This window comes from Lihuaxuella thermophila, from assembly GCF_900110165.1.
Lineage (GTDB): Bacteria > Bacillota > Bacilli > Thermoactinomycetales > Thermoactinomycetaceae > Lihuaxuella > Lihuaxuella thermophila.
In genome coordinates this window covers 54,355-71,359 of the sequence record NZ_FOCQ01000009.1, presented here as the reverse complement: position 1 = coordinate 71,359, position 17,005 = coordinate 54,355, and the positions used below count along the sequence as shown (strand labels likewise).

The 17,005-nt window shown below is 49.8% G+C and carries 18 protein-coding genes; 5 read left to right on the top strand and 13 right to left on the bottom strand.

The genetic code is table 11. The features are described 5' to 3' along the window. Positions 1–3 precede the first annotated feature (3 nt). The 7 genes from ruvA to BMW55_RS11445 form a co-directional block, all read right to left on the bottom strand. Entirely contained in the window at positions 4–624 is a 621-nt protein-coding gene (ruvA, locus tag BMW55_RS11475; RefSeq protein WP_089969255.1) for a Holliday junction branch migration protein RuvA, read from the bottom strand. Next, complete coding sequence (ruvC, locus tag BMW55_RS11470) at positions 621–1,127, bottom strand: crossover junction endodeoxyribonuclease RuvC (RefSeq protein WP_089969252.1); 507 nt, start codon at positions 1,125–1,127, stop codon at positions 621–623. The genes ruvA and ruvC overlap by 4 nt, the downstream gene beginning before the upstream one ends. Before the next feature lie 223 nt (positions 1,128–1,350). Then, positions 1,351–2,817: a sodium/proline symporter PutP gene (putP, locus tag BMW55_RS11465; RefSeq protein WP_089969249.1), complete on the bottom strand. Its 1,467-nt coding sequence runs from the start codon at positions 2,815–2,817 to the stop codon at positions 1,351–1,353. A 380-nt stretch (positions 2,818–3,197) separates the two neighbouring features. Beyond that, a complete protein-coding gene (locus tag BMW55_RS11460; RefSeq protein WP_244527544.1) occupies positions 3,198–4,058 on the bottom strand; it encodes an endonuclease/exonuclease/phosphatase family protein in 861 nt (286 codons plus the stop codon). A gap of 180 nt (positions 4,059–4,238) precedes the next feature. Then, a complete protein-coding gene (locus BMW55_RS11455) occupies positions 4,239–5,162 on the bottom strand; it encodes a polysaccharide deacetylase family protein (RefSeq protein WP_170839896.1) in 924 nt (307 codons plus the stop codon). A 327-nt stretch (positions 5,163–5,489) separates the two neighbouring features. Beyond that, positions 5,490–6,059: a class I SAM-dependent methyltransferase gene (locus BMW55_RS11450; protein WP_089969243.1), complete on the bottom strand. Its 570-nt coding sequence runs from the start codon at positions 6,057–6,059 to the stop codon at positions 5,490–5,492. A gap of 178 nt (positions 6,060–6,237) precedes the next feature. Further along, positions 6,238–6,744 (bottom strand): PCYCGC motif-containing (lipo)protein, encoded by a 507-nt coding sequence (locus BMW55_RS11445; RefSeq protein WP_089969240.1) that lies wholly within the window; start codon positions 6,742–6,744, stop codon positions 6,238–6,240. 174 nt (positions 6,745–6,918) lie between these two features. On the opposite strand from BMW55_RS11445, the gene BMW55_RS11440 reads away from it, so the two are divergent. Next, entirely contained in the window at positions 6,919–7,860 is a 942-nt protein-coding gene (locus BMW55_RS11440; protein ID WP_089969236.1) for a DMT family transporter, read from the top strand. Positions 7,861–7,897: 37 nt separating this feature from the next. Here BMW55_RS11440 and BMW55_RS19435 read toward each other — a convergent pair whose 3' ends face one another. After that, positions 7,898–8,071, bottom strand: a complete 174-nt coding sequence (locus tag BMW55_RS19435; protein ID WP_170839895.1) for a hypothetical protein — start codon at positions 8,069–8,071, stop codon at positions 7,898–7,900. A gap of 329 nt (positions 8,072–8,400) precedes the next feature. Here BMW55_RS19435 and BMW55_RS11435 point away from each other — a divergent pair, with 329 nt between their 5' ends. Genes BMW55_RS11435 through BMW55_RS11420 form a run of 4 tightly spaced genes read left to right on the top strand, consistent with a single transcriptional unit; the run spans position 8,401 to position 12,321 of the window. After that, complete coding sequence (locus BMW55_RS11435; protein ID WP_089969233.1) at positions 8,401–9,330, top strand: metal ABC transporter solute-binding protein, Zn/Mn family; 930 nt, start codon at positions 8,401–8,403, stop codon at positions 9,328–9,330. A gap of 20 nt (positions 9,331–9,350) precedes the next feature. After that, on the top strand, positions 9,351–10,103 hold the full coding sequence (locus tag BMW55_RS11430) for a metal ABC transporter ATP-binding protein (RefSeq protein ID WP_089969229.1): 753 nt from the start codon (positions 9,351–9,353) through the stop codon (positions 10,101–10,103). Between the two features lie 5 nt (positions 10,104–10,108). Continuing rightward, positions 10,109–11,428 (top strand): metal ABC transporter permease, encoded by a 1,320-nt coding sequence (locus BMW55_RS11425; protein ID WP_089969226.1) that lies wholly within the window; start codon positions 10,109–10,111, stop codon positions 11,426–11,428. Next, on the top strand, positions 11,428–12,321 hold the full coding sequence (locus tag BMW55_RS11420) for a metal ABC transporter permease (protein ID WP_089969223.1): 894 nt from the start codon (positions 11,428–11,430) through the stop codon (positions 12,319–12,321). The genes BMW55_RS11425 and BMW55_RS11420 overlap by 1 nt, the downstream gene beginning before the upstream one ends. A gap of 55 nt (positions 12,322–12,376) precedes the next feature. Here BMW55_RS11420 and BMW55_RS11415 read toward each other — a convergent pair whose 3' ends face one another. From BMW55_RS11415 to BMW55_RS11395, 5 genes are all read right to left on the bottom strand, one after another. Then, positions 12,377–13,132, bottom strand: a complete 756-nt coding sequence (locus BMW55_RS11415; protein ID WP_089969220.1) for a YebC/PmpR family DNA-binding transcriptional regulator — start codon at positions 13,130–13,132, stop codon at positions 12,377–12,379. A 23-nt stretch (positions 13,133–13,155) separates the two neighbouring features. After that, positions 13,156–14,007: an NAD+ synthase gene (locus tag BMW55_RS11410; protein WP_244527543.1), complete on the bottom strand. Its 852-nt coding sequence runs from the start codon at positions 14,005–14,007 to the stop codon at positions 13,156–13,158. Beyond that, a complete protein-coding gene (locus BMW55_RS11405; protein ID WP_089969216.1) occupies positions 14,004–14,861 on the bottom strand; it encodes a nitrilase-related carbon-nitrogen hydrolase in 858 nt (285 codons plus the stop codon). Before BMW55_RS11405 ends, BMW55_RS11410 begins: the two co-directional genes overlap by 4 nt. A 71-nt stretch (positions 14,862–14,932) precedes the next feature. Next, on the bottom strand, positions 14,933–15,880 hold the full coding sequence (locus tag BMW55_RS11400; RefSeq protein WP_089969213.1) for a phosphotransferase: 948 nt from the start codon (positions 15,878–15,880) through the stop codon (positions 14,933–14,935). Positions 15,881–15,900: 20 nt separating this feature from the next. Beyond that, positions 15,901–16,812 carry a LysM peptidoglycan-binding domain-containing protein gene (locus BMW55_RS11395; RefSeq protein ID WP_170839893.1) on the bottom strand — a complete coding sequence of 304 codons (912 nt, stop codon included), beginning with the start codon at positions 16,810–16,812 and terminating at the stop codon, positions 15,901–15,903. Positions 16,813–17,005 lie beyond the last annotated feature (193 nt).

Sequence of the window (17,005 nt, the reverse complement as noted above, 5' to 3'; positions counted from 1 at the left end):
CTCCTATCTTTTCATCGAAATCTGGAGTGCCCTTTTAATCCAATCTTCGGCCGGCAACGATTCTGCGCCGGAAGACAGCAAAGCCTCACGGACAGCCCATTCCGCTTCTTCCTCATTATAACCAAGAGACAGCAGTGCTTCAATCACGTCGCGTTCAGGGGAAACCGGCGCGGAAACGGCGCTTTGTTCATCCGACGATAGAGAGGATTGGAATCGCTTGTCCCAGCCCCGTTTCTTCAATTTGTCTTTCAGATCGAGCACAATCCGCTGGGCCGTCTTTTTGCCGATTCCCGGCAGCCGGGTGAGAAACTTGACATCTTCTCTCGCAATCGCCGCCGCCAGCTCCCAGGGACTTCCCCCTGCAAGCATGGCAAGGCCGGCTTTGGGGCCGATTCCCGAAACCTCAAGCAGCAACCGAAACAGATCCCTTTCGTCTTTGGAGGGAAACCCGTAAAGCAAATGGGCATCTTCACGCACGATCTGATGGGTATAGAGCATGAGGTGCTCCCCTTCTTCCCAGGCATAGGGGTTTGTTACATACACCTGATATCCCACCCCGTGAACCTCCATCACCACGCATTCACCATCTGCATAGGCGATTTGTCCTTTTAGAAAGTCAATCATCGCATCGTTCCCCGCTTATTCAACTTATGTATTACAGTGGATGAATGGGCTTCGCAGATGGCAATGGCCAGCGCATCGGCCACATCATCCGGTTTGGGAATGTCAGGCAAGCGAAGCAACATTTTGACCATTTCCTGCACTTGCCGCTTTTCCGCCTGTCCGTAGCCAACCACGGACATTTTCACTTGCAAGGGGGTGTATTCCGTAATCGGTATGCCCGCTTCTTCCGCCGCGAGCATGATAACCCCCCGTGCTTGTCCCACCGTAAAAGCAGTGGTCACATTGCGGTTAAAAAAAAGCTTCTCAATCGCCACCACATCGGGACGGTGTTCAGCCAAGAGCTTTGTCATTGCATCATAAATCTGCTTCAGCCGGGTTGCCGTTTGAAGATCCGCCTCCGTCTGGATGCTTCCGTATTCAATCGGCTTTAACAGATTTCCTCTCTGATCCAGCACACCAAATCCCACGATGGCGATGCCCGGATCGATTCCCATCACCCTCATCTGTTTTCTCCTCCCGCTCGAGCGAACATTCATTCTACATACCTGAATTATATCATTTTTCGCCGGGATTTTTATTCTACTTTATGCAGGAGGTGCTGAAAACAGACAGATGGAGAAAAACGGTGAATTTGCCAAGACTGGTGCAGGATCATAGGATCACACCGTTTAACTTTCACCTACATAAAAAGAGCTCCTGCCGTTAAACAGCAGAAGCTCTCACAATTTAAGCCATTGTTTGCTTTCTGGCTTCCTCAAATTCAGCTTCAATTTCCGCGGACGGCTTTCCTGAGAGCAGGCTGACCACGATGATGGCCAACGTACATGCGATAAAGCCCGGAATCATTTCGTAAATCTGCTCGAAAGCTTTGATTTGCTCCCAGACAATTACCGTCACCGCACCCGTGACCATTCCGGCGAGCGCGCCCCACTTCGTCATGCGTTTCCAATAGAGGCTGAGCAGAACCACCGGTCCGAAAGCGGCTCCGAAACCGGCCCAGGCATAACCGACAAGATTCAAAATGGTCTCATTCGGATTGAGCGCCAGATAAAGCGCGATCAGCGCAACGCCGAGCAAGGACAGGCGTCCTGCCAGCACAAGCTCTTTATCGGAGGCGGATCTGCGCAGGAATGCCTTGTAAAAATCCTGGGTCAAGGCGCTGGCCGTTACCAGGAGCTGGGAAGAAATCGTACTCATGATTGCCGCGAGAATGGCTGCCAGCAAGAAGCCGGTAATCAACGGATGGAACAGCACATGAGACAGAACGATGAAGACCGTTTCCGGATTATCCAGCTTATTTTCTTTCATGCTGAAATAGGCGATGCCGACCAACCCCGTAAACATGGCCCCGACGACGGAAAAGATCATCCAGCCCATTCCGATGCGGCGGGCACTTTTCATTTCTTTCACCGTAGTGATGGCCATAAACCGGACGATGATGTGCGGCTGTCCGAAGTATCCCAGACCCCAGGCGAGCAGGGAGATAATTCCCACCAGACTGGTTCCTGTGAACGCATCCAGGAGCTTGGGGTCGATCGAGTGGATTTCGTCGAACGCGGGCCCGATTCCGCCCACACTCATAATCGTCACAACCGGAACCAGGATCAACGCGATGAACATAATCGTGCCTTGCACGAAATCCGTCCAGCTGACAGCCAGAAAGCCGCCAAACAGCGTATACAGGATCACAACCCCGGCCGTCAGCCAAACCCCCCACTCATAATCCATATGGAAAGAGGTTTTGAACAGTTCGCCTCCCGATACCATCCCGGAAGAAGTATAAAATGTAAAGAACACAAAGATGACAAGTGCGGACGTAATGCGCAGGAGGCGGGATTGATCTTTAAACCGGTTCTCAAAATAGTCCGGAATGGTAATCGAATTGCTGGCCACCTCGGTATAAGTTCTTAGACGCGGCGCTACATACAGCCAGTTTAAATACGCACCGATGGTTAAACCGACGACAATCCATCCGCTGCTGAGCCCGGTTGCGTACATCGCGCCAGGCAGCCCCATCAATAGCCATCCGCTCATATCAGATGCACCGGCGCTCAAGGCGGTGACGGCCGGCCCCAGATTCCGTCCGCCAAGCATATAGTCGGACAGATCGGAGGTTCTTTTGTAAGCAACATAACCAATCAACAACATGGCGACCATATAGATTCCGATCGATACAATGACGCCATACTCCATGTACGGTTCCTCCTTCACTCCAATGATTTCCTCGCACCCCAATGTTATCGCTTACAAGTATAAAAATACAAAAATGAGATTAAATTTTTTTGATAAATATCACAATAAAAGATTCCTTATTCAAAAGTTCTTCCATAAATAACAAGTAACCGATAACTTATGGGGCAGGATTTATAAATATGAATTATGTCCTATGATTAGTAGTATGACAGAATGGTGGCTAAACGTCAATTTTATATGTTTAATAAAGATTCTGTATGTCAAATTGAATAAAAAAAGCCCGACAGATGCGGGCAGGTATCAACACTCATTGAAATATCCTGTGCGTTCGAAAACTGCTTGTTTGCAGGCCTTGATTCAACCGTGCAGGAATAGCTGAATCAATGTTGCCGCCCTCGCGAAAGCATGACATCCGCGATCACCGGGCGGTGGTCCGACGCCAACGTCTCGGGAACATGAGCAGCTACCACGCGAATGTTCGGGGTCGTCAATACATAGTCGATTTGTTTGACGGGAACATCAGCAGGGAACGTATACACGGGTTGGGAACCGATGGCGGACGCGTTGATAAACTTGGCAAATAAGGGGGCCAATTCAGGGGCGTCAGGTGTGGCATTTAAATCTCCCAGCAAAATTTTTTCGCGGTGATTCCGGGCAATAATATTTAACATATCCCGCACCTGCATTTCCCTTACAGCCGGATCGGAGCGATAGTCGAGATGGGTCACATAAACCGGCAAGCGGATCCCTTTGGCGTTGATCCACACCTCAGGGAAACCGGGAGCCGGTTCCGGTGAAGGGTTGGGTTCCTGGGTGGACAAGCGGGTGATCTCATGATTGACCGCATGGATAATCGGATATTTGCTTAACACTCCGACACCGTATTCCCGCCTGGGTTCCCCTTCCTGAACGGGTGCTAAACTGTAGATCGGCGCAAAATAATAGTTCATATCCAATTTTTCGGCCAGAATCCTGATCCCGTCTTCAAATCGGCTGCGGCTCCCCCAATGGACATCCACTTCCTGCAAGCCGACGATGTCCGCCTTTGACTCCCGGATGACCGACGCGATCCGGTCGAGATTGTACACTTGATCCATTCCCGCCCCGTAATGAATGTTATAGCTCATCACCCGGAGAGTCACATGATGTCCTTGATCCGAAGCCCCCGCCATCCGGGGAGACAGAAAAATCGGCCAGGCAGCCGCCAAAGCCAGCAAGACCGGCAGGATAAATTTTTTCAAACACAAAACCCCCTTTCTTCACATTCATCTGTCTATTTATCGATCCGATTAAGATTTTCCTGCCGTCGAATTACCCCAAAGCAGCGATACTCCCCGTGGCCGATGGAACGGTTTTATCGTGTGGAAAGCGATGCAACCCGCCTTCCCGTGAAACACGATCCGGTAAGGAGATGTTCACCGTTATCGGGCAGATTCTGCATAGGGAGGAACCTGGAGCAGTTCATCCACGGTGACAAATTGATAACCGTTCTGTTTCAGATATGTAATGATCTCCGGCAATGCTTGTATCGTCCCGTTCAGCTTTCCTTTCGGCCCGGCCGAATGTTGCAAGATGATGCCACCCGGTTGAATCTGATTTTTAACCGTTTTAAGAATCCGTTTGGATGACCGCCCTCTCCAGTCGAGAGTATCCACACTCCAATTGATGATCTTAAATCCTTTACTTCCCAACTGCCTTTCCACCCGCTCATTTACCGATCCGTACGGAGGGCGGATGAGCATCGGAGTTTTGCCAAGCGTTCGATGAATGATTTCATTAGTTCGGAAGATTTGATCATTTACTCCTTCGGCAGATATTTTCGTCAGCTGCGGATGGTTCCAGGAATGATTTCCGACCACATGCCCCTCCTGATCGATCCGTTTTAATACATCGGGATACTTTTGTGCCATGTTGCCGATCACAAAAAAAGTGGCAGGGACTTGTTCGCGTTTTAATATATTTAGGATTTGAATCGTATAGTAGCGGTCCGGCCCGTCATCAAAAGTAAGTGCAACTTTTTTTATCGTTTTCGGGCCTTTAAAAAACAAGATCTGTTCGGCCGGCTGTACTTGCTTTTCCTTTTCGTTCATCTTGGCGGACACAGTGATACCCTTGGGCCCGACCTTTTCTTCCGGCTGATTCTCCGCTTTCGGCACTGGTTTCGCTGGTTTTTCTTTCACTTTCTCCTTCGTCGCCTTTGTCGATTCGGGGTGTTCATGAGCCACTTTCTGTGGCGGTTTCACTGATGGTTTGGCCGCGTCAAGATTCGTTTCATCCTGTGCACATCCTGCCAGCATCAGAGAAAAAAAAAGAAAGGCAGCGCCTACTTTTCCCCAAAAATGCATATACTCCACTCCCATACTCAAGTCGAAATCCAATGAAAAAAATTAAAAAAGCAGAAGCTTCGTGCTTTCGAGACATGAAATAGACGCAATCCAATAGACAAAAAAGAATCTACCAGATCTTTGCACCGTCTTCAACGCCTGTAAAAGCCAAAAACCGCCAATAGCCCCGTGATTCTTCGTTCATTCTACCATATCTTTTCTATCTCGACATATCGTATGATAGAATGGCAGACAACCGGCTGCATATTTTTATACTTCAAAGAACGGAACAAGCATGACCGGGAAAGTTCCATCAGTGAGGTTTCATTCATTCATGATCACACGATGTCATTTATAACACGTATAGACAAAAGCTGGAGGAATGTTGAGCGGGACAAAGGAAACGTTCACAGAAGAGAAATAGAAGTCGAGTTGTTCTCGCAACTGAAGGGAATATTGAAACGCGACAAATAATCCGCACGGCTTTAATGCCCGGGAAACGCTTTTCAGAATAGCATCTCGCAACGCTTGTGGAAACATGGCAAACGGAAGACCGGAGAGAATCACATCCACATGCGTAAGACCCAGCTCTTGCAAAACGGGCAAAAGGTCGATCGCATTCGAGCGGATCATCAGCCCGGGAAATCTTATCTCCAGTTGATTCCTGAGGTTCTGGTCTTGCTCAAAGATGATGGCCAGGCTGTCTTCCCGTTTTTGTTCATAGATATGTCTGGTAAACGCACCTGTTCCGGCTCCCAACTCCACGATCGTCTCTACTTGATCCCAGCGAACCTCTTGCAACATGGCTTTGGCCAGACAATTTGAACTGGGGACAATGCTGCCCACCCTGAATGGAGACCGGATGAACGTATAAAAAAATCGCAGATTGTCTGCAAGTGAACGAAAGGATTCTTTCATCTGTTGAACACCTTACTGCACTTATTATGTATTCCGCAAATCGGATGGTCGTGAGTGTTGATAGAGAAAAACATCAGATTTGAAACATAAATTTAGTTTTACCTCGAATACTCACGATTATGTTCATCACTTTCAGCCGCTACAGAATTGAAAAAAATAAAGCTTACGACTGTAAGCTTTATTGAACCGGCACAGGGGTGGGCGTCGGCTCTGCGTAGCCTTGTTTATATTTGTTATCGATGAATTTGCGAATTTCCGGGGTGCTTTTCCCCTGTTCTTTTAACTGGATCGACTCCAGAGCGATCTGTTGGCAGTTATAACAGGTTACTGCGTGAGAATCCCAGACGATGGTTCCGTTCCGGATCTCTTTGATAAAGCAGTCGCGATTGCTTTTGTGACCCACACTCCGGCCGCAGCCGCAATAACAGGGAATGTGCTGGAGCAAATCGGGATGTTTGGCTGCCAACCGGTAAATGGAAACCACTTTCGGATCCACCTGATTTAAAAATGAAGGGAGCTGGTTGCTTGCTGTTCCTTCCCGCAGATCCCCTGACATCGCCTGATTCTGATGGGTTTTTGTATGCTGTTCCCCCGCCCCGGCATGTTTTTCATTGGACGATCCGCAGGCAGTCAGGCTGATGGCAACCACCGGAGTAAGAACACATGCGGCGAAGAACCGTTTCATTTTGTTTCACCTCTTTTCAACCTCCATTATACTGCTTTTTTGGCGCCAATCCTGTTGAAGATCTATGAACATGCTCATGATCGCGTTTATTTCATCGAATGCTTGATCCTTTCCCATTCATTAATTATATTTAGCATTATTATGTTCGACTTTTTAGTTAAAGGGGGAGCATCCATGTTCGAAAGCAGGAAGTGGTTGGCAGATATCATCTTGATCGGAATTGCTTTTGTCTGGGGAACAACTTTTGTTATGGTACAAGAAGCGATCTCTACTTTGCTCCCATTTTCCTTTCTCACGATCCGATTCGGCCTTGCCGCACTCTTTCTCTGTCTGTTTTTCCGCCTATCCATGCGCCAAAAGGGCCCTCTCAGCGCCGAAGCGAGAAGACAAAACCGGATCGGCGGGTTTGTACTCGGACTTTTTTTGTTTCTGGGGTATGCGTTTCAAACGTTTAGCCTTTTATATACCACCTCGGGCAAATCAGGTTTTCTGACAGGCGTATCTGTCGCCCTGGTGCCTGTTTTATCCTTTTTAATCCTCGGCATCCGTGTGAGATTTGTGTCCGTGCTGGGCGTCCTGCTGGCGGTCAGCGGTTTGTATCTGCTGGCTTTTGCCGATTTCAGCGTCATTAACCGGGGAGATGTGCTCGCTTTCTTTTGCGCCATTTTTTTTGGTCTGCAAATTGTTTTTACAGCAAAATTTTCGGGAACCCGTTCTGTTTTTCATCTGGTCACCATCCAGATGGTCACCGTGACGATATTGAGCTTGTGTTCTGCCATTCTCTTTGAACCCTGGCATCTGATGCTCAAGCCTGACACCTATCTAAATCCGGCCGTTGCCAGCGCTCTTCTGGTCACTTCCTTGTTTGCCACAGCTCTTGCATTTATCGGTCAGACCCATGTTCAAAAGTTTACGACCCCCAACAGGGTTGCCCTCATTTTTTCCATGGAGCCTGTTTTTGCGGCACTTGCAGACTATTGGTGGCAAGGGGTCGCCCTGGGTGGCCGGGCGCTGGCCGGAGCATTCCTGATCCTCTGCGGCATGATCCTGGCGGAGGTTCACTTTCCCACACTGTCGATCTTCAGGAAAAAAGTCAAGGAAAAGTCAGGGCAATAAAAAAGGCCTCCCTATCCGGGGGGCCTTTTTTCCATTCCTATTTTTTCAGCCATCCAAGAAGATCAAAAATCTTCATCTCTTTGGATGCTTGTTCTTTCACTTCTTTGGACCAGCGGTTTTCCCAGTCCTCCCAGGTTCCCTTCCCCTCTTGAATATCCAGAACCTCCTGAAGTGCTTTTTCTACCTCAAAGTTACGAAAAATTCTTCCCAATCTGCTTCTCTCCTCTGTGCTTTAACTACAAAAACAGGATACGTCCTGCCGTCCGTTTTTATGACAATCGTGCCCCGATCAATCTCAGGATATGATTTCACCGGATCTCTCGTGCCAGGCCATGAAAAAGATATTGACAGTAGAAAAAAAGCAGGAATACAATTGGTTTAGATATGTTTTGCATTAGGCCAACTTATATGGTTTCCAGAAAAAAGATTTTCCATAGGCATAAACTGTGGTCAGCTTCAAATCATGGCTAATCGATGAAGTTTCATCCATTCTGTGAGGAAATGAAAACACGACAGGAAAATTAAAGGAGGGCACTTTCGTTGAAAAGATGGCACAAGCTTCTTTTGCTTGTTTCCTTTTTGGTCCCGTTGCTCACGGTGACGGCCTGCAGCTCTTCAAACGGCAAAGAAGCCGGCGGCGGGCCGGTCCAAGTAACGGCCACAACCGGCATGATCGCCGATATTGTGAAGAATGTCGGCGGCAAGTATGTGCAGGTAACCGGATTGATGGGGCCGGGTGTGGATCCCCATCTGTATAAAGCATCTCAGGGAGATATTGAAAAGCTGGATGATGCCGATATCGTCTTTTACAACGGGCTGCACCTGGAAGGGAAAATGACTGACATTCTTACCAAAATGGGGCGAAGCAAGCCGGTGATCCCGGTTACGGAGAAAATCGATAAGAAAAACCTGCTGAAAATCACAGGAGGTCAATATGACCCTCATGTTTGGTTTGATGTAAAGCTATGGATGAAAGCGACGGAACGCGTCAAAGAAGGGTTGATCGAAATCGACCCTGCTCATAAAAAAGAATACGAACAACAAACGGAGGCGTATCTCCAAAAACTTGCAGAACTCGATCAATATACGAGGGATCAGTTGAAGCAAATTCCCGAAGATCGGCGGGTTTTAGTCACCGCCCATGATGCTTTCGGCTATTTCGGCCGCGCTTACCAAGTTGATGTGGTGGGGCTGCAAGGAATCAGCACCGCTTCGGAGTACGGCTTGAAAGATGTGCAGCGAATCGTCAACTTGCTCACCGAACGGAAAATCAAAGCCGTTTTTGTTGAATCCAGTGTTCCCAAACGGTCGATTGAAGCCGTTGTCCAGGGAGCCAGACATAAAAATCATCAGGTAACGATTGGCGGACAGCTCTATTCCGATGCCATGGGGCAACCCGGAACCGAAGAAGGCACTTATATCGGCATGGTGCGGCACAATGTCGATACGATCGTAAAATCATTAAAATAGAGGAAAGGAGAGGAGAAAGCATGAATCCACCTGTTTCAGTGCGAAATCTTTCCGTGGCTTATCACCGAAAACCGGTGCTCCGCGAAATTGACTATGATGCTCCGGAGGGAGAGTTGATCGGCATCATCGGGCCCAATGGAGCGGGAAAATCCACATTGATCAAAGCGATTCTCGGGCTGCTTCCACTCGCGAGCGGGGAAGTGCGCATCTACGGGAAACCTTACGCCCAACAGCGCCAACGGATCGGATATGTTCCCCAGCGCGAGTCGGTGGATTGGGACTTTCCCACGGATGCTCTGGACGTCGTCATGATGGGGCGCTACGGAAAGTTGGGATGGTTTCGCCGTCCGAAAGCGGAAGACCGTCAGATTGCGATGGAATGCCTCCGCAAAGTAGGGATGGAGGCTTTCGCCAACCGGCAAATCAGCCAGCTCTCCGGCGGTCAACAGCAACGGGTTTTCCTGGCGCGGGCATTGGCTCAGGATGCGCAGATTTACTTTATGGATGAGCCGTTCGCCGGGGTGGATGCAGCGACGGAAAAAGCGATTATCGGGGTCTTGAACGAGTTGAAACAACAGAAGAAAACGGTGCTGGTCGTGCACCATGACCTGCAGACGGTATCCGAATACTTTGATTCAGTTCTGCTCCTCAATATGAGGGTCATTGCCGCCGGACCGACAAAAGAAGTTTTCAACGCCGAAAACCTGCAAAAGACATACGGAGGCCGGCTCACCATCCTGCCCGGCAATTCAGGCCTCATGGTAGCGAGGTGAAAGCAATGGCGATCTTTCAACTGGTACGATCTTTTTTCGATGATCCCAATGCCTTATGGGTTATATCCGGTACAACTTTGCTCGGTCTCTGCAGCGGGGTGTTGGGATGCTTCGCCTTTTTGCGCAAACGGGGCCTGATGGGTGACGTCCTGGCCCACTCCACGCTTCCCGGAATTTGTCTGGCCTTTATGATCACCGGCTCCAAGCATCCATTCTTCTTCCTGATCGGGGCAACGCTGACAGGGATCGCAGCTTCCCTCTGCATCGGTTGGATAACCAGATACTCGCGAATTAAAGAAGACACCGCACTCGGCCTTGTCCTGTCAGTCTTTTTCGGCGTTGGAATTGTGCTGCTCACCCAGATCCAGCACAGCGACAACGGAAATCAGAGCGGATTGGATAAGTTTCTGTTTGGCCAGTCGGCTTCCATGGTGGCAAGCGACGTTCAAGTGATGGGAACCGTGGCCGTCATTTTGCTCATCCTTTGTTTTCTCTTTTTTAAAGAGCTCAAGTTGCTTTGCTTTGATGCCAACTTTGGCCGCAGCCTCGGGTTTCCCATGCGCGGGCTGGACTTCATGCTGATGCTGTTTTTAGTGGTGGCCGTTGTGATCGGCCTTCAAGCCGCCGGAGTGGTGTTGATGGCTGCTTTGCTTATCACTCCGGCCGCGGCAGCCCGCTATTGGACCGAGCGGCTCGAACACATGGTGCTCATTTCTGCCGCGATGGGAGCCTTTTCCGGCATTCTCGGAACATGGATCAGTTCTGTCGCCTACCATTTGTCAACCGGGCCGATTATCGTCATCTCTGCGACGTCCGTCTTCATGCTCTCGATGATCTTTGCTCCACAGCGGGGACTTTTGGCCAAATGGATCCGGCTGATGAAAATCCGGAAACAGGTGGCGAGGGAAAATCTGTTTGCATGGATCTATGAGTCATGCGAAGGGGAAGGAAACGAGTCGGTTTCGATTCATCGGCTGAATCACCATCCATCCTTAAAAAAACACAAGCAAATGCTGCATCAATTGGAAAAAGAGGGATATTTGCAACTGGAAACGGGGGAAGACGGAAAACCCTCCGTGATCCGTTTAACCGAAAAAGGTTGGGAGACGGCTTACGAAACGGTTTTATACAAACGGATGCTGGAAGTTTGGCTGATGCATGAAGGTGATTTGGAAAGTGATGTTCACTCGGAGGCGATCACCTCCAAAGAGCAGATTCCCGACCGTTTAATTCCGGAATTGCGGCAACTTCTTGTGCGGCACGGTCATGAGCCGAAACGGTATCAGGTCCGTTCAACCCCGCTGAAGGAAGGAGTGCCTTCATGATGAGTGAATTTTGGATCATTCTGACCGGGGCGCTGGTCGCCTCCTCTTGCGGTTTTTTAGGCTGTTTTCTGATTTTGCGCCGGATGGCCATGCTCGGAGATGCCATCAGCCATGCGATTCTGCCCGGAATCGTCATCGCTTTTTTGTTGAGCGGCAGCCGCAGCACCTTGCCAATGCTCCTGGGAGCGGCTGTTTTTGGTCTCGTTTGCAGTGTGGTCATTGAGTCCCTCAGGAAACAGGGGGTCCAAGCGGATGCAGCCATGAGTGTCACCTTCACTGCTCTCTTTTCGGTCGGGATCATTCTGGTCTCTCTGTTTACCCGCCAAGTCGATTTGGACTTGGATTGCGTTTTGTACGGCGAAATTGCCTACGTTCCCTGGGATACATGGGAAATCGCCGGCATCGATCTGGGGCCGCGTGCCGTCTGGGCAGTCGGGTCTGTCTTTCTGCTCAGCCTCGTGCTGATTACCCTGTTCTACAAACAATTTAAAATCTGTTCGTTTGATCCCGCCATGGCAGCCGCAATCGGCATTCCGGTCTCTCTGTTTCACTATCTGCTGATGGGTATGGTATCGGTCACGACCGTTGCCTCCTTTGAGAGTGTAGGCGCCATTCTCGTCGTCGCCATGCTGATCGTTCCCGCGGCAACAGCTTACCTGTTAACCGATCGTTTAAACATCATGCTCATCCTCAGCATCATCATGGGTACGTTGAGCTCGGTCGGCGGTTACGTCATCGCCCAACAAATCGATGCCTCGATAGCCGGTTGCATGACCATCATGGCAGCCTTCCTCTTCGTGTTGGCCTTTCTCTTCTCACCCAAACACGGAGTGTTGACCCGCTGGTGGATTCGCAGACAATTAAAGATGCGTTTGTCCGGTGAAAAGGCATGACCGGTTCGCTTAAATGAAAAAGCACCCAAACCGTAAGCGTTGGGTGCTTCTCTATTTAATCGGTGTATTTGGCCAACTCTTCTTCATCCACATCAAAGTTGGCATAAACGTTTTGCACATCATCATGATCTTCCAGGGCATCGATGAGGCTGAATACATCTTTTAGCATTTCCCCCTGGATATGGACTTTGTTTGCCGGAACCAGAGTGACTTCAGCGGAGGAAAAGGCGATTCCTTCCGCCTCGAGCGCTTGTTTGACATCCTCGAATGCTTCCGGAGAGGTAGTGACCTCATAGGCTTTTTCCGTGGTTTCAAAATCATCTGCGCCGTTCTCCAAAGCGAGCAGCATCAACTCTTCCTCATCCTTGTCCGCTGTTTCCCGATCGATGACGAGTTGCCCTTTGCGTTCGAACATCCAGGAGACACAACCCGCCTCTCCCAGGTTTCCGCCGCGCTTGGAAAAAATATGACGGAGATCGGCGGCAGTGCGGTTCCGGTTGTCGGTGAGCGTTTCCACCATCACGGCAATGCCTCCCGGCCCGTACCCTTCGTAGGTAATGGACTCGTAATCTTTGCCTTCTCCGCCGCCGGCGGCCTTTTTAATGGCCCGTTCGATATTTTCGTTCGGCATGTTTTGCGCTCTCGCTTTAGAGATGGCCAGCCGGAGCTTCTGGTTGTTTGCGGGATCTTTATCCCCTTGACGTGCAGCCACATAAATCTCACGCGCCAGTTTGGCGAACAGTTTTCCGCGAAGTGCATCCTGCCGTCCTTTGCGGTGCTGGATGTTCTTCCATTTGGAATGTCCTGCCATATCTCTTCACCCTTCCCTTTCTTCTAGAGTCCCCAATCGCGAAGATAGCGGAAGTCCACCCCAACGGTGCGGTTGCTCACTTTCAATATGACGGGCATGGTTCGTTTATACTGGTTGCGAATTATGCGAGTGCTCACTTTTTCGATGAAGGCGTCAGAAAAGTTGAGTTCTCGAAGCTGCTCAATCGGTAAACGCTGGTCGATCATATAATAGAGCAAACGGTCGACATCCAGATAACTGAAACCCAATTCCCCTTCATCCGTCTGGTCTTCCCACAGATCGGCGCTCGGCGGTTTGGTGATGATCTGTTCCGGGACGCCCAGATATGCGGCCAACTGGCGTACCTGTGTTTTGTACAGATCCCCCAGCGGGTTGATGGCAGACGCCGTATCGCCGTACTGCGTTCCATACCCGAGCAGGATTTCCGTCCGGTTGCTGGTCCCGATCACCAAGGCATCAAAATGGGCCGACAAATCATACAGGATCGTCATGCGTTCACGCGCCATTTTGTTCCCGCGCCGAAGCGGGGTTGCCTCCGGCATCCGTTCAAAATAGGCATCGATCTGGGGCGTGATATCAATCGTGAGCGATTTTACGCCGGTGTCGTCAATGGCTGCCTGGGCATCTTCCAAACTGCTCCTGCTGCTGGTCTTATAAGGCATGCGAACGGCAATCACATTCTCTTTGCCAAACGCTTTCACGCACAGGTACAGCGACAGAGCGGAATCAATCCCGCCGGATAAACCGAGAATGACTCGCTTAAAGCCTGCTTTTTCCACTTCTTCCGAGAGAGCGGTAGTGAGGAGCTTGGTGGTCAATTCCTCATCCAGCCTGAGAAATGGAGCTTTTTCAAGCAGTTCCTCTACCATCTTCATAACCAGTTCCCCTCCCCGTGCCGCTTGCGCTGAATGCGCTCCAGTTCGCGGATGGTTAAATCCAGATTCTCATCGCGCAGCATCGGCATCTGGAAGCGCGCTTTTTTCACTTTTTCCAGGTCGATATCGACGATTAGAAGCTCCTCTTCAAACAGGGAGGCTTGTTTCTCGGTTTCTCCAAAGGGATCCACCACAGCGGAACCGCCGAAGAAGGTGACACCGTCTTCCGTCCCTACCCGGTTGGCGAACAAAATATAGCTGCCATGAATAAGGGCTTGATTTTTCAGGATGGAATACCAGGTCTCCTGTGTTCCCAGTCCCTTGGAACTGACTCCCCGGCCCGGCGAGTTGGAGAGGACGATCATCACCTGCGCCCCGTCCTGAGCCAACAGATAGGCCGTGGAGGAATGCCAGATATCTTCACAGATCAATATGCCTACTTGTCCAAATCGTGTGGGGAAACTGCGGATCGTTTTTCCTGCCCCAAAATATCTCGCTTCATCAAACATCCCATAAGTGGGAAGATATACTTTCCGATGCAGATAGTGCAAATTCTGGCTGCTCACGTATGCGGCCGAATTATATAAAATATGCTCCGGGCTGTCCTCGACAAAGCCAAACACCAGATCCAATCCATCAGCCATGCTGATCAGCGTTTGGATTTCCGGGCAAAATGTGTTTTTTGCTACCTCATAGGTCAGATCTAATAAGTTGTATCCGGTCAGGCTCAGCTCAGGAAAAACAAGAAGATCCACCTGTTCCTCCTGGGCGCGGCGGATCCACTCTTGGTGCAGTTCTAAATTGAGGTCCACTCGTCCCAACCGGGGTCGGATTTGTGCGATTGCTACTCTCATGCTGCTGGTGCCTCCTTAAGGCTGAACAAGGCTATTCAAATCAATCTTCATCATACCATAAGCCTGTTCATCTACCAATAGGAGATCCGCTTGATTTGCTTCTGCCAGTTTTCTCTTTGTTCAATCAATTTTTTTAAGTAGGGAACGGAGTGCTTGATCTCATAACCCCGCTTCCTTTCTGCCAAGCCAATCGCCTCGCGGAAAAATTCGTTGGGATACGAGAATAATGTGTACAGGATCTTTTTTTCCAACGGAGATAAAGGACGGACATATTCATAGCTCATGAGAACGCGATGACACCATTCATCCGTCCAGTTGTTTTCAGACAGGATTCTGGCAGAAATCTGCCAGATATCTCCCAGCTGTGAGTCATAGCTGGCTGTTTCGAAATCGATCAGCCACGGATTCCCGCCTTCATCGATCATCCAGTTGTGGCTGGCCAGATCCCGGTGGGTGATATTTCTCACAAACCATTCATCGTGACAGATTTTTTGCAGGGGAAGCGACTGCAACCGCTGCCAGGCTCTCCGTCCGTCCAGATAAAAATCCTGCCCGTGGCTTTCCAATAATTCTCCCAGTTCCTTCTCCAGAAAGGGGGTTTTAGTCAGCACGCGGTAAAACTGAATCAATCGCTCATAGAGCCGGTGGTAAAGAAGAAAAGCCGCCCCTTTTTCCGGCGGCGTATGCAGTCTTTGACCGACAAGATGAAATTGAGCCAGCACTTGCAGGATTTTTTCAACCTCTTGCCATCGTGAATAGCTTGCCGTTTTCCCTTCGATAAACGGGGTAATGATCCAGCGGCTACCGTCGGAACGGATCGGCGGCATCGCAGTGAATCCGCGCAATCTCAACTCTTGGTCGACCTTGAGCCACCACCTGAGCCGTGCCGGAAAACGCGTCCTTTTCACGACCCATTTTCCGGCCTCTGTTTCGATAAGCCAGTTCTTCCGGTAGGGAGTAATATTACGCACGGCACTATGTAATATTTGCTCCATTTGATACTGGCAGGGTTCTTTCATCGTCTTTTTCCCATCCCTACTTAATATTCTCGCGAGGAACTTTCTTTTTCACTTCGTTCAGGAGGTATCATGACCGGCTGAACGGACCGGTTTGATTCAACGGAATGAACCGGATCGGTCCCCATCCACGGCTCGGTTAAAGGCGGATGCCATCCCGTCTGAGGTTGGGAATGCGGGTAGGGATAAGGAGGATAAGAAAAATCCTGGCCCGGCATCGGCATATAAGGGGATGGTGGCGCCATTACAAATGCGGATGGATCGGGCATCATCGTATAGACGGGCGGCGCATACCAGTAAGCGCCCGCCGGATAATAAGAGATCATCGGTGGAGGAGGAACCATGTCAAACTCCGAACTGTACCTGTACGGGGATCCGGAATGGTATTTTGATTCACGCTCTTCGTAATAACCAGATAGTTTCGGCTCCTTCACATGGGGATACGTTGAAAAGTAAGGGGAAGGGTAACCGTCAGTCCCATGGTTAAAAAACAGCGTTTCCCCATAAAGCGATTCGGTTTTGGCAACTGATTCCTGATGGGGTGACTCTGTTGGGAACAATGATGGTTCTTCCGGAGAATCCGTGTCCACCTTCGTCTCTTGCACCGGTGACTCGGCCTTCTCTTCGGAAAAAGATGATTCCTCTTTGTGCAAATCTTGTGAGGGTTCGGTTGACTCGTCCCGCTCGCCAGTTTCCTGATTTTGGACAACCTCTTCCGCCGGTGCCGCTTCCCGGTCAGAATGAGCTTCTTCTTCCCCGCCCTTTTGCCGGTTGATCGGGATTCGCCCCGTCGGGATGCGGATTTTCATTCCCGGGACCAATTGTTCTTTGCTTTTGATCTCCGGATTGGCTTCAATCAGGCGCTCCTTCGGAGTATTGTACTTTTGCGCCAGATCCCAAATCGTTTCCCCTGTTCTTACAATATGAATTTTCACGAAACAACCCCCTATCTCATCAGAGTATGTTGCGACATGGAAAAACAAATAAAAAAGGCAACATCCTCTCCAGTAAATAAACCAATACTATCCTATGCACCCACGGGCGTTTTTTTGCTAAGCGAATTGCGAAGGTTTAAAAAGGAAACTGCACGAATCCTTTATCGATCCAGGAAGAAAACCGAATTCTAAA